This is a genomic window from Rossellomorea sp. GCM10028870 (assembly GCF_042666755.1).
Lineage (GTDB): Bacteria > Bacillota > Bacilli > Bacillales > Bacillaceae_B > Rossellomorea.
On the sequence record NZ_JBHTGN010000004.1, the window covers coordinates 284059 to 297790 of the forward strand.

The 13732-nt window shown below is 44.2% G+C and carries 13 protein-coding genes and 1 other annotated feature; of the genes, 12 read left to right on the forward strand and 1 reads right to left on the reverse strand.

Translation table 11 applies throughout. From position 1 onward, the window contains the following. Positions 1-105: 105 nt before the first annotated feature. The 4 genes from ACFQWC_RS17650 (at position 106) to ACFQWC_RS17665 (ending at position 4850) form a co-directional block, all read left to right on the forward strand. Positions 106-1422 (forward strand): FAD-dependent oxidoreductase, encoded by a 1317-nt coding sequence (locus ACFQWC_RS17650; RefSeq protein WP_377108729.1) that lies wholly within the window; start codon positions 106-108, stop codon positions 1420-1422. Then, the gene (locus ACFQWC_RS17655) at positions 1419-2408 is read left to right on the forward strand and encodes a class I SAM-dependent methyltransferase (protein WP_299741627.1); all 990 of its coding nucleotides are present in this window, start codon (positions 1419-1421) and stop codon (positions 2406-2408) included. Before ACFQWC_RS17650 ends, ACFQWC_RS17655 begins: the two co-directional genes overlap by 4 nt. A 532-nt stretch (positions 2409-2940) precedes the next feature. Then, positions 2941-4248, forward strand: a complete 1308-nt coding sequence (locus tag ACFQWC_RS17660; protein ID WP_299741629.1) for a lysine N(6)-hydroxylase/L-ornithine N(5)-oxygenase family protein — start codon at positions 2941-2943, stop codon at positions 4246-4248. 83 nt (positions 4249-4331) lie between these two features. Next, on the forward strand, positions 4332-4850 hold the full coding sequence (locus tag ACFQWC_RS17665) for a type 1 glutamine amidotransferase domain-containing protein (protein ID WP_299741630.1): 519 nt from the start codon (positions 4332-4334) through the stop codon (positions 4848-4850). A gap of 70 nt (positions 4851-4920) precedes the next feature. Here the strand turns inward: ACFQWC_RS17665 and ACFQWC_RS17670 are convergent, their stop codons facing one another. After that, entirely contained in the window at positions 4921-5142 is a 222-nt protein-coding gene (locus ACFQWC_RS17670) for a DUF1128 domain-containing protein (protein ID WP_044338940.1), read from the reverse strand. 166 nt (positions 5143-5308) lie between these two features. On the opposite strand from ACFQWC_RS17670, the gene ACFQWC_RS17675 reads away from it, so the two are divergent. From ACFQWC_RS17675 to ACFQWC_RS17710, 8 genes are all read left to right on the forward strand, one after another. After that, positions 5309-5803, forward strand: coding sequence for a low molecular weight protein-tyrosine-phosphatase (locus tag ACFQWC_RS17675; protein WP_299741638.1), 495 nt, complete (start codon positions 5309-5311; stop codon positions 5801-5803). Then, entirely contained in the window at positions 5790-6209 is a 420-nt protein-coding gene (locus tag ACFQWC_RS17680; RefSeq protein WP_299741639.1) for a hypothetical protein, read from the forward strand. Before ACFQWC_RS17675 ends, ACFQWC_RS17680 begins: the two co-directional genes overlap by 14 nt. A gap of 17 nt (positions 6210-6226) precedes the next feature. Continuing rightward, entirely contained in the window at positions 6227-7069 is an 843-nt protein-coding gene (locus ACFQWC_RS17685) for a YihY/virulence factor BrkB family protein (RefSeq protein WP_148967403.1), read from the forward strand. A gap of 118 nt (positions 7070-7187) precedes the next feature. Further along, entirely contained in the window at positions 7188-8924 is a 1737-nt protein-coding gene (locus ACFQWC_RS17690; protein WP_377108731.1) for a LytS/YhcK type 5TM receptor domain-containing protein, read from the forward strand. Continuing rightward, positions 8921-9643 carry a LytR/AlgR family response regulator transcription factor gene (locus tag ACFQWC_RS17695; protein WP_377108732.1) on the forward strand — a complete coding sequence of 241 codons (723 nt, stop codon included), beginning with the start codon at positions 8921-8923 and terminating at the stop codon, positions 9641-9643. Before ACFQWC_RS17690 ends, ACFQWC_RS17695 begins: the two co-directional genes overlap by 4 nt. Before the next feature lie 359 nt (positions 9644-10002). Further along, a complete protein-coding gene (locus ACFQWC_RS17700; RefSeq protein WP_299741645.1) occupies positions 10003-11451 on the forward strand; it encodes a carbon starvation CstA family protein in 1449 nt (482 codons plus the stop codon). A gap of 349 nt (positions 11452-11800) precedes the next feature. Further along, on the forward strand, positions 11801-11998 hold the full coding sequence (locus tag ACFQWC_RS17705) for a hypothetical protein (RefSeq protein ID WP_299741647.1): 198 nt from the start codon (positions 11801-11803) through the stop codon (positions 11996-11998). A 194-nt stretch (positions 11999-12192) separates the two neighbouring features. After that, positions 12193-12445, forward strand: a binding site (T-box leader). 63 nt (positions 12446-12508) lie between these two features. Then, positions 12509-13732, forward strand: coding sequence for an MFS transporter (locus ACFQWC_RS17710; protein WP_377108733.1), 1224 nt, complete (start codon positions 12509-12511; stop codon positions 13730-13732).

The following is a 13732-nucleotide window of genomic DNA, read 5'->3' on the forward strand; positions in this document are numbered from 1 at the left end:
TTTCTTTCTTAAGAACTTGTCTACTCGTGGCGATTGGATGAGAGCACATCGCCACGTTTCAACATCCTGGAAAAAGGTTAAAGAGAGAGAAAGAGGTGAGGAGAAATGGAGACAAACGTCTTTATTAGTGGTGGAGGAATCGGCGGTCTGACACTCGGCTTGAAATTAGCGCAGTGCAATATAGACGTAACGGTAGTGGAACGGTTACCAGGTCCAGGTTCCGTATACAAAGGCGAACTCCTCCAGCCAAAAAGCCTGGAAATATTCGATTCATTGGGGGTCATTGACTCCGTCTCCGAAAACGGCCATATCATTTCCGATTTGGAACTCATTGAATTGAAACGTGCGAAATCAAAAGCGGAGAACTCCACGATGAGCTACTCGATTCTTCCCAGTCGATACCCTTACTCATTAATGATCCATCATGAAACGTTAAAGGAGATTTTACGAGATAAAGGGCAGGAGTATCCAACATTTCATTATCGATCAAATACAGCCTGTAAGAAAATAGACGGTCACATGGTGACCATCGAGGATCGGAAGACGAAAGAGATACACGAGATTCATAGTGATTTCATTATAGGGGCTGAAGGAAGAAGCTCTGTCACCCGTGACTATATGGAAGTGGATGTAAAGGAAAGAAAGTACAACCATCATTTCTTGACGGTGACGTTTCCACGTCCAAAGGAAATGGTGAAGGGACGTATCATTTCTACATATCAATCATTCCTGGGTCTGTTCCCGTTACCAAACGATGAAGTACGATCCGTTTATCTCATTCCAGCAGGGGAATATAAGTCTCTTCGGAAAAAACCGATTTCAGAATTTCATAAGCTCTATATCCAAATGTGCCCGGATCTCGATGGGTATGTGAACCAAATAGAGGACTGGAAAAAAATTCAGCTGATGGTACCCCTGAAATATCATGCGGAAACCTATGTGAAGAATCATCTTGCCCTCATAGGAGACGCCGTCCACACGGTTCACCCTATGGCAGGAGAAGGAATGAATATGGCGATACAGGATGGGAGCATTCTTGGAGAATTGTTGTGTGATATGTATTCGGCCGGTAAATTAGATCCTGCTAATTTAGAGTGGTACCCAAAGGTCCGGAAAAGAAGGGTGGCCCATCAAATGCATCTCAGTCATTTATCGGCCCTGGTTTATTCATATCCGTATCGCCCGGTTGGCTGGCTGCGAAATAAGAGCCTTCAGCGCATGGAGAGGGATTCGATCTCCCATTACAAGCAGATGCTGAACATATCCGGTCTCGGCATGTGGAGAGAAACCCTGTACGACCGGATGGTCCAGGGGGGAGTGCTTCCAATCAGAAATGATTCGTTAACAGAAGAAGAAAAATCCAACACAAAATTTACGGAAGTTCAGGATTATCCCTGGAAAGGAAAGGAGGCACTACGATGATCGGAGAAATGGTGAAAGTATGGCGGGCAAGAACATGGATGAAAAAGAATGTGCCGTTTCTGTACAGCTGGCACGCTTATGTAGGGTATGAAATGGATCTTTTTGAAAGCTTTACAAAGCCTGCCTCCATTCAGGAAGTTGCGCTTGAAAAAAATATCGAAATGGACCTCCTTGAACAGTGGGTAGAAGTTGGCATCACCATCAAGCATATGAAGCGGGTGGAGGATGAGAAAGTCACCACGAGAAACCGATGGAAGCTTCCGACTCCCAAGAGGGACCCTCATTCGTCAGGTATTTTGCTGAAAGAAATGATGGAGCTTCACATACCGGCCCTCTTGTCGTATCCACAATTATTACGTAATCAAACGAAGCAGCATTTCAATTCCGATGTCCATGGCTCGACTGTAGCCAAAACGTCGATTCTGTTAGAGCGCTTTGCCTTTCCAAAGGTACAGAAGGCGATTAAAAGATACAATGTGAATTCGATATTGGATCTGGGCTGTGGTGAAGGCGGGTATGTGAAAAGAATAGGAGATCGCTATCCTGATAAGAGAATGGTAGGGATCGAGATTCATGAAGCCGTCGCAAAGGCTGCTGAAGAATCGCTCAGTGACTATGAAAATATTGAAATCCTTTGTAAGGACCTCCATGAATATGAACCTGGTCAGCTCTTTGACATGATCATGGCCAATAATCTCTTTCACTATATCGATCCGTCCGAGAGACTGCAATTCTTTGAGAAAGCATCGACTTGGCTTGAAAAAGAAGGCTTGTTCTTTGTTCTGACACCTATGCAGAAATCAAAGCACGGTCAGCAGTTTTCCAGCGCCTTCAACAGCTTCTTCATGACCTTCCAGAACCTGTATCCGATTCCGTCGCAGAAGGAGATGGAGACATTGGCCGCTAAAACAAATTTCAAAGTGGAGTCCGTCGAACCGATCGTGAAAGAAGGCGGATGGTATGTGATGATATTCAGGAAGAACTGATCCTGTGGTGGGATTGGTTTTTTTGTTTGGGTATGTGGTGCTGGCGTGTGTGGCGGAGGTGTATGTCGGTTTGTGTCGTTTTATCCTTAGTCGATAATAAAAGTGCCGAAGTCGATAATATATCTGGAAAGTCGATAATATATGGAGTAAAGTCGATAATATAATCCGAAAGTCGATAATATTATATAGTGGAAACTCGATAATAAAAAGTTTCGCATCCCCTTTGAAGTACCGCATCTATACACATTTGTCCCTTTCCTTAACCAATATTCAATCGCGAATAATAAAAAACACCGTTAAGGGTGCAATTCTTAAAGCGAATCAATTAAAATAGTTCAGCAGCTGAATATCGGGTATATTTTAACAGTCAAATTCCGATTGAAAATCAACTGTTAAATATCACACGAAATTCACCAGTCAAAATATTCGCCCACCACACACATCCGTCACAATTATTTTCACTAAAAAGGGTAATCCCCCATCGTTTTAGGGTAAAAATAGAAAGATGATTACAAATGTGGAGGAGAGCCAATTGAGTAGACAGGATGTATATGATTGTATCGGTATTGGGATTGGTCCATACAATTTAAGTTTGGCGGCGTTGATGGAGGAGAAGACGGATTTGAAGGTGAAGTTTTTTGATCAGACACCTGAGTTTCAGTGGCATCCGGGGATGTTGATCAATCTGACGGATCTGCAGGTTCCATTTATTGCGGATTTGGTGACGTTTGCGAATCCACAAAGCCGGTACAGTTATTTGAATTACTTACATACGCATAATCGTTTATATAAATTTTTCTTTTTTCAAAAGTTTGAAATGCCCAGGCAGGAGTACAATGATTATGCCCGCTGGGTGGTGAGTCAGCTAAGCTGCTGTCAATTTCATAGTGAAGTGATCGGGGTCACGGATCAGGGCGACTGCTATAAGGTTGTGATCGATAACCGGTTGACCGACGAGCGTGAGATCTATTATGCGAAGCATGTGGTGATGGGGACGGGAAGTAAGCCGTTGATTTTAGACGGGATGGATGGTCTGCCGGATGTGGACGTACATCATACGAGTAAGTATCTGTTCCATAAAAACACAACAATGGAAGGTTCCGCGATTACAATTGTGGGATCCGGTCAAAGTGCAGCCGAGGTGTTCTTTGATTTATTGAAGGAGCAGGAAAATCATTCATATCAGCTTACATGGCTGACCCGTTCAGAAGGAATATTGCAGCTCGAGTCGTCGAAGCTTGGACAGGAATTCTTTGCCCCTGACTATGTGGATTATTTTCATGGGCTGACGTATGAGAAGCGTGTGGAGGCATTAGAAACATTGGATCAGCTGCGGAATGGGATTGATCCCGATACCCTCAATAATATTTACAACATCCTTTATAATCATTCGGTCAGTGATCACTCACCGGACATTATGATTCAGCCTTTAACGGAAGTGAGTAAGATCCGGAAAGAGGAGGATCAGTACGTTCTGAATTGCCGTCAATGGCAGGAAGAGCGTGATTTTTCATATCAGACGGATAAAGTGATATTGGCGACGGGTTATAAGCCGAATATTCCTGATTGGTTTTTTGAGGAGTTCGAGGACAAAATCGTTTGGGAGGATGAGAAGAAGTATAAAGTCTCCCGAAATTATAAGCTGGAATTCAAAGAGAACAGAGACCGGGATCATCACTTCTATACGGTGACGAGCCTGGAGCATTCTCACGGTGCAGGGGCAACGAACTTAGGGTTGGCTGTGGACCGTAATATTCAAATCATCAATGATATCGTGGGTGAAGAAGTGTATGAAGTGCAGAGGAACACGATTTTTTCTCAATTCACGATGGATAAATAAGGGTGTTGTGTTTGAATGTATGCACAAAGGGTAAAGTACATGTGTGGTAAAAAACAAACGATAACTAGGAGTGTTTCAATTTTATGGCTAAAATAGCAACGTTAATCACAGACATGTTTGAAGACGTAGAATTTACAGATCCTGAAAAAGCGTTTAAAGAAGCAGGTCACGAAGTTGTGACGATTGAAAAAGAAAAAGGGAAATCAGTGAAAGGGAAGCAGGGCGATGCAACGGTGAAAATTGATGAAAGCATCGATGACGTTAATCCTGCAGACTTTGATGCCCTATTATTACCAGGGGGATTCTCTCCTGATCAGCTGCGTGCAGATGACCGTTTCGTGAAATTTACGAAGCATTTCATGGATGAGAAAAAACCGGTATTCGCCATATGTCATGGTCCACAATTATTGATTACGGCAAAAGCACTGGAAGGACGCAAAGCGACTGGCTTCAAGTCCATCAAGGTTGATATGGAATATGCAGGTGTGACGTACGAGGATAAAGAAGTTGTCGTATGCGGGAACCAGCTTGTGACAAGCAGGACACCGGATGATATTCCAGCATTCAACCGTGAATCACTGGCGCTTCTTTCTAGTAAGTAGGACAAGTAAATGAAAGGGGACATTCCCCAAGGTATTTTGTACCTTTGAGGGAATGTCCCCTTTTTACATATCATTTTCGCAGGTTACCCATTTCTTCAATGATCGCAGTCATTTCACTCGGGCTGAATCTGTCCTTGCGATCGACCATTACGTAAAGGTCGTGAAGATCTTCATACATTTCTTCATTGAAGTCTTCAGGCTTTACGGCTCCGGCATTGACAATTTTTAATTTTTCTTTAATGGCAGTGACCATGAATTCGATATTTTCCGTTGTATTTTGTGATAAATCCATATGGAATCGTCCTTTCTGACGTGCATTCATTATATTTATCTTTCCATGATTCCTTGAACCTGTCAACATAACTTCCACCCGAGAAGGATTTTTTTCTGAGAATGTTTTACACTATTAAGGAATGGGAAATGAGTAGGTAAGTTAAAACGTTAGGAGAGGCACGTTCATGGTATCTGTGTTATTTGTATGTTTGGGAAATATTTGCCGGTCCCCTATGGCGGAGGCGATATTCAGGTCAAAGGTTAAAGAAGGGAATCTGGATGGCGTGATTGAGGTTGACTCTGCAGGCACGGGAGATTGGCATGTCGGTAAGAAACCTCATGAAGGAACTTTAGCCATTCTTAGAGAAAATAATATAAAGAGTGATGGCTTGCTCGCGCGACAATTCCATGGTGAAGATAAGAAATATGATTACATCGTGGCCATGGACGCTTCGAATGAACAAAACATGAAGAAGATTCTTGATCGTGATCATCACGGAAAGGTGTTCAAGCTCCTGGACCTGGTGGAAGAAAGCCGGGAGAAAGATGTTCCCGATCCGTACTTCACGGGGAATTTTCAAGAAGTGTATGATCTAGTGGAGTCCGGCTGCAGCCTATTATTAGAAAAAATAAAAAAAGACAATCATTTGAAGGAGGGTAATACATATGGGAAGCAATAAATTTTTCAAAGGGGTTTTGTTAGGTGCCGTGGCAGGAGGGCTGCTTTCCCTCTTGGATAGAACGACCCGTCAGGAAATGGGTACATCTTTAAAGAACAGTGGGAATTATATTTCAACATACTCAAAAAATCCTCAAAGACTGGTCGAGTCATCGAAGGAAGTGTATGAGAAATTACGTACGACAGCTGATCAGGTCAGCAGGGATATTCAATTCATCAGTGAAAAGGTAGATGAAATCAAAGGGATGACTCCACAGGTGAAAGAAATCATCGAGGAAACAAAAGAAACCTTTGAAGACTCTTCAGAAACCTATAAAGATACGTTTTCAGATAGGGAAACATCAAATGAACTAACAACTCAGGATGAAGAAAATCAACCGATTGCTTCATCATTCAAGGGATATTAATTAAACGAGGTGAGAACATGTCGGATGAGACGGTCAAAGGAGGATGGAAAGGATTTTCTAAAAGTCTTTTCTCAAATATTAGTGCGAATGATGTAACGGGCCTGGCCGCACAAATTGCCTATTACTTTCTTTTATCGCTCTTTCCACTGCTGATTTTTATCGTAACACTCTTGCCATACCTTCCTGTCGAGCAGGGGGACATACTGGGTCTGGTCAGGGATTTTGCACCAGGGGAAACGATGTCCATGATCGAGGAAACGCTACAGGACATCATGTCGAACCGGAATTCCGGTTTACTGTCTGTCAGTATCATCGCCACGATATGGTCGGCATCCAATGGGATGAATGCCATCGTGAAAAGTTTAAATCGTGCTTATGATGTAGAGGAAACAAGATCATTCATTGCGACCCGTCTCATGTCTATTCTATTGACACTAGCCATGATTCTCGTATTTGTCATAGCTCTTTTACTTCCGGTGTTCGGGAAACAGATCGGTCTTTTATTATTTTCTCAATTCGGATTTTCAGAGCAGTTTTTAACGGTATGGAACGGGATTCGCTGGGCGATCAGTCCCATCATCCTGTTTATTATTTTCGTTGGGTTGTATTTCTTTGCTCCAAGCAAACGGATCAAATGCTTAAGTGCGTTCCCGGGGGCGATTTTTGCGACGCTTGGCTGGGTACTCGCATCCTTGGCCTTTTCTTATTACGTCGGAAGCTTTGGGAATTATTCAGCCACATACGGCAGCATCGGAGGGATCATCGTCCTCATGATCTGGTTCTACTTAACGGGAATCATCATCATGATCGGCGGAGAAATCAATGCACTGGTCACGATTAAAGACAAAGATTCATGTTAAAATAGGGGAAAGACTCCCCGGACATAGTACAGGTCAAAGTAGGGGAAGATTCTATTAAACGTGACGTTTAGTAGGTCTTCTTTTTTTATGTATATAAGAAAGAGAGGTGGTCCCCTTGTTGATAGCTGCGATGGTGGAGAGGCTTGGTATCATTGTGACGATTGCTTTTATTATGACCAGGATCAGCTTCTTCCGTCATCTTATTGAACAACGAACCCATGTGAAGAAAACCCAGACTTTTTTGCTCATATTGCTATTTGGTTTCTTCGGGATCGTTGGTACATATACAGGATTGATCGTGAATCCGTTTCAAGAGGAATATACAAAATGGCAGTGGCATCTTCAGCAGAATGAAGCGATTGCCAATTCAAGGGTGATCGGTGTCGTGGTCGCCGGGTTACTGGGTGGTCCATGGATCGGACTAGGAGCTGGATTGGTCGCTGGGGTCCACCGGTATTTTCTTGGAGGATTCACGGCATTCTCGTGCGGGATCTCGACGGTGTTAGCTGGATTACTGGCGGGGTGGATCGGGAAGCGGGAAAAGAAGAACAGGCTTGTTTCCCCTCAAAAAGCGTTTTTGGTTGGCTTTGTCGCAGAAGGGATGCAGATGCTTCTCATTCTTCTATTATCGAAGCCGTTTGATGATGCGTATTTACTCGTTTCCGATATCGGATGGCCGATGATCCTTGCAAATGGAGTCGGAACCGGGATTTTCCTGCTGATCATTAAAAGCGTTTTTTATGAAGAAGAGCGGATGGGAGCGGCTCAATCCCAGAAAGCACTTCGATTGGCTGATAGCACGGTGAAATATATGCGAAAAGGATTGAATGCCGCCTCTGCACAGGCAACGTGTGAGATCCTGATGAGAGATGTGAACGCGCTGGCAGTTTCCATCACGAACACTTCCCACATCCTCGCTCATGTAGGTCTTGCCTCGGATCACCATCAACAAGGGCGCCCGATTCAAACCGAAGCGACGAAACGGGTCATCAAAACGGGAGAGCTCATGAAGGTGGGAAGAGAGGATATTCAATGCGACCGGAATGGTTGTCCATTGGGAGCGGCGATCATGGCGCCCCTTTTAAAAGGGGATGAAATTGTCGGAACCCTTAAATTCTATTTTCATTCGGAAAAAGAAATCTCGCCTATCCTGATGGAATTAACGAAAGGGATTGCGACCCTGCTTAGCCATCAGCTGGAGCTTGCTGAAATCGATACCCATAAAGAGCTTGCGAAAGAGTCAGAAGTAAAGGCGCTGCAGGCACAGATCAATCCGCACTTTTTGTTCAATACTATTAATGTCATCGTGTCGTTGACAAGGATCAATCCCGATAAGGCAAGGACCCTGCTGATTTCACTATCTCAGTTTGTACGTCAGAATCTGACAGGAAGCACGAAATCCACCTCGACTCTTAAAGAAGAAGGACAGCATGTAAAGGCCTATCTCGCCATTGAAGAAGCACGATTTTTTGACCGGCTGGAAGTGGTGTATGAGATTGATGAAGATGCCCTGCCGGCGAAAGTCCCTTCGATTACCCTTCAACCTCTTGTTGAAAATGCGATTAAGCACGGGATGAAGAATGTTGAAGAAGGATTTGTGCTCAAGATTTCGATTGCGCTTAATGGTGATGAGGTGACTGTCCGTGTGGAGGATAACGGAGCGGGGATTGATGAAGAGAGACTGGAGAAGCTTTTGCTTGAGCCTGTGGAATCACAGTCCGGTACAGGTATCGGACTCTATAACGTGAACAAACGATTGGAAATGATGATGGGGAAAGAAGCAGGTCTATCGATCACTTCATCAATAGGAAATGGAACCACCGTTGAATTTACGGTAAGGAGTGATAAAGAATGAAAGTCGCCATTATTGATGACGAACCATATAGCCGGGAGGAAATGAAACATCTATTAAGCGGTTATACATGGGTGGAAGTAGTCGGAGAAGCAAGCTCTGCCGAAAAGGGATTGGAAATCATTTTAACAAAAGAACCTGATGTCTTATTCCTTGACATTGAAATGCCGGGCATGAGCGGGGTCGACTTAGCAGAAGCCCTGCAAAAAATGAAGCACAAACCGGAAATCGTCTTTGCCACTGCGTATCCGGATTATGCCCTTAAAGCGTTCCGGGTTGAGGCCGTTGACTACTTATTGAAACCATTTGAAGAAGATCAGCTCGGGCAAACGATGGAGCGGTTGAAGAATCTTTTGAAAGTGGGAGTGAAAGAGCAAAGCGAGAGTCCGTCGATGGGGAAACTGGCAGTTCAGGATGAAGACAAAATTGTATTCATTAGCCCGAAAGACATTCTATATATCTTCCGTGAAGAGCGGGAAACCTTTATTTGTACGGAGAGGAAGAAGTATACGTGCCGCTTGCCGATCAAGGAATTGGAATCGAAGCTCAGTACATATCCATTTTTCCGGGTTCATAAAAGCTACCTCGTTCAGCTGCCCTTCGTGGAGGAGCTCATCCCGTGGGGGAGCGGTGTGTATCAGCTGAAGGTTCATGGAGCGGTTGAGGCAATTCCGGTGAGCCGGAATTATGTGAAAGAATTGAGGGAGCGATTGGAGTTGTAGGTGGGGGTGTTTTTTTGAGAGTTTGGTTTGTACCAGGTGCAATTGATGTTGTTTGTAATGGGTACAGGTTAATGGACTTGTACCAGGTACAAATACGGTTTATTGTACCAGGTACAAATATGGCTTTTGGTACCTGGTACAAATCAAGCATCTGGTGCCAGGCACCAAACCCGTCATCAGTGCCAGGCACCAAACCATCTAATAGTGCCAGGCACCCATCATTTCCACCATGCACATTAACCCCCGCTCAGAACATCTCAACCCTGATTTACGACATCTTGAACAGAATGTGACAAAACTGTGAATTTGATTGCTATAATGAAAGCGTATTCACAAATGAACGAAAGGGGATCATAAGCATGGTCACATTTCTGGTCTCGATTGTTGTATTAATTATCGGTTATTTCACATATGGAAAATTAATTGAAAAGATTTTTGGAATTAATGAAAGTCGTTCGACTCCTGCTTATGCGAAGGCGGATGGAGTGGATTATGTACCAATGAAGACGGGTAAGAACTCTATGATCCAGCTGTTGAATATCGCGGGTGTAGGACCCATTTTCGGTCCGATCATGGGAGCACTTTATGGACCGGTCGCTTTCCTTTGGATCGTACTCGGTGCGATTTTTGCCGGAGCGGTGCATGATTACTTAACGGGGATGATTTCGATCCGTAACGGTGGAGCTCATTTACCGGAGCTTGCAGGAAGATTTCTAGGCAAAACGATGAAGCATGTGGTGAACGCATTCTCGATTTTATTACTCGTGCTGGTGGGAACGGTTTTCGTTACAGCACCTGCAGCACTGATCGCGAATCTGACGCCGGCTTGGATTTCACTTGGTGTCATTATCGCCGCAATCTTTATTTATTATATTGTCGCAACCCTATTACCGATTGATAAAATCATCGGTAAGGTTTACCCGCTTTTCGGAGCACTGCTTGTAGTGAGTGCGGTTGGGATCGGTGCAGGATTAGTGATTACAGGGGCGGATATCCCTGAGATCAGCTTAACGAATATGCATCCTGATTCAGTTGCTATTTTCCCATTATTATTCTTAACAATTTCTTGTGGGGCACTATCAGGGTTCCATGCCACACAATCACCAATCATTTCAAGAACCACGCAAAATGAAAAGAACGGACGCAAAATTTTCTACGGTATGATGATTTTAGAAGCGATCATTGCGATGATCTGGGCAGCAGCTGCCATGAGTTTATTCCAGCCTGGTGAACTGAATGCCATCCTGAAAGAAGGCGGACCTGCAGCGGTTGTAAGTGAAGTATCGATCCTTATGCTTGGATCAATCGGTGGAACACTCGCCATCCTTGGAGTAATCATTCTTCCGATCACGTCTGGTGATACATCATTCAGAAGTGCGCGTATGATCATTGCCGATTATATCAAAGTAGGACAAGTGAAAATCTCGAGCAGACTTTGGATTGCGATTCCATTGTTCGTGATCTCAGTCGTATTGACCCGAATTGATTTTAATCTATTATGGAGATATTTCTCCTGGGCGAACCAATCGACAGCAATGATTGCTCTTTGGGTAGGTGCCATGTATCTGGCCCTTCAAAAGAAACCGCACTGGGTCGCAACGATTCCAGCGATCTTCATGACAATGGTGACATTCACTTATATCCTGAATGCACCAATCGGTTTCGGTTTATCCATGGGTACAGCCTATATGGGAGCAACAGTCGTAACCATCGCCGCAATCTTAGCTTTTATTTACACATTAAGAAAGCGCTTAAACGATGGATCTGTCATTCAAGTCGACGAAGACGTTCCTCAATCAGCAGCTTGATTAGAAAAGAGAGTTTTCCGGTAATTACCGGGGAACTCTTTTCTTTTTTTGCACAAAATAAGAATGGTTCAAAAACCACAAGTTTTCTTGATGACGACTACTTATTAGGAGTGATTCAGCATGACAAAGAAAACGAAAAAAGACGGCGGCACAAAGCAAAACGGCAAGCACAAGCCGAAACAGAAAACATCCGGTTCTGCTAACGGGCAGAATGGATATCACTAGAAAATGACGGCCAATCCTTAACGGGTTGGCTTTTTAATTTGGAACTCGAGATGTTTTCTGATGGAGGATGTATTATAATAGGAGTAGTTTCAAAAATTTAGTTGTCTCAAAAGGAGATCCCATTATGTCTAATAATGATCAGCAAATACAGCCAGAAAAGAAAAAAATCAGCCTGCAGGAAGCAATGAAGCAGCAGCTGGCAAAGAAAAAGGAAGCACAAGCCGGTGGGAAACAATCAACAGGCGGTTTAGCGTCGAATCAACGCATGCAAAGCCAACAAACGAAGAAGCCCAGCAATACTCGCCGTAAGATGGGGAGTTAATGGGGGAGAGCGCTCGGGAATTGGGAGTGCTCTTTTTTTGTTTACTGGTGATGTTTCGGGGTGTCGGTTGGGCGATGAATGACAGCAGGCACTAGGGAACTCGACGACTTCGTGAACTGATCATCCATATCACTTTTATGTGAATATTCCATTTACTTCCTCCCTCTATCATGCTATCATAATAAAAATTTCAATTAAATGCCATGAAGAGAAGAGTAGATATCCTGAAATCTTTAACAGAGAGCTCCGGCAGCTGAAAAGGAGCAAGAGGGACGGTATTGAATCAAGACTCTGAGCAGCGCATCGGAACCGGGCAATGGGGATGGTGTGACGGGAGCTCCCGTTATCGGGCTAGGGTATAAGCCTGTTGGCCGTACCCGAAAAGGTTAGTATGGCGACATATTAACGAACTGGGGTGGCACCGCGATATCGAATCTCGCCCCCAAGATCAACGTCTTGGGGGTGGGATTTTTTTTGTTTTTCTAGACATATCGCGGGGAGGAATAACCAATGAGGAAGTGGAAGTATCCTTTATTGCTGCTGGCAGGCATCGGGATTTCGAATGTAGGAGGGTGGATTTATTTAATCTCCCTAAATTTGATTGTTTTAGACGAGTGGGGATCACCTCTGGCAGTGGTGATTTTATATGTCTTGAAGCCTGTGGCGGCCATTTTGACAAATGGCTGGGCGGGAAGCTTGATTGACCGGGTCAACAAGCGGAATCTGATGGCGGGTCTTGATTTTTTCAGAGGGGTGTTGATTGCGGCATTGCCTTTTCTTTCGTCCAATTGGTGGGTGTATGCGGTTGTGTTGATCATCAATATGGGAAGCGCCATGTTTTATCCGGCGTCCATGGCGTACATCACGACCATCATTCCCCGGGGTAATAGACAGCGATTCAATGCTATCAGGGGGCTGATCGGATCGGGTGCGTTTCTTATTGGACCTGGAATTGCCGGACTGATGTTCATGATGGGGACACCTACGTTTGCCCTTTATATGAATGCATTGGCCCTCTTTTTATCAGGAGTGATCACCCTGTTTCTACCGAAGCTTGAGGATGGAATCCCAGTTGATAAAGGTGATACCAAATGGGAAGTCATCAAAGAGGATTGGCGGATGGTGTGGAGGTTCAGCCGGCGCGCTACTTATGTGATGGTTCTTTACGTCTTGTTCAGCATCCTGCTTGTGATGACGGCAGCCATCGATTCCCTTGAGGCCGCATTTTCTAAAGAGGTATTGCAGCTTTCGAACAGTACGTATGGATATCTTGTAAGCGTTGCAGGGGGTGGATTTGTATTGGGGTCGATCCTGAACGCGTCCCTTTCCCATAAGCTCCATCACATGCATCTGATGGGATTTGGTTCTCTGCTCGTTTCCGGAGGATATCTGATTTATTCTTTCTCAGAAGGTTTCTTATTAGCGGCGATTGGGTTTGCTGTTTTATCATTTGCCCTGGCCTTTGCGACGACAGGGTTTGAAACCTTTTATCAAGAACATATTCCCGCTGTGATCATGGGGCGGGTAGGCAGTATTTATGGATTGCTGGAAGGGGTATTGGTCATCCTTTCCACGGTGCTTATTGGAGTGGGAGCCGAGTTGGTGTCGATTCGATTTGTTGTGATTGCGGGTTCGATGATCATGCTTGGGGTTACAGTGATTTTGTATATTAGCTCTACCAGGAATTATTGGGAAAAACAGTTAAGACGTAATTCTGAATGTTATAATAAATAA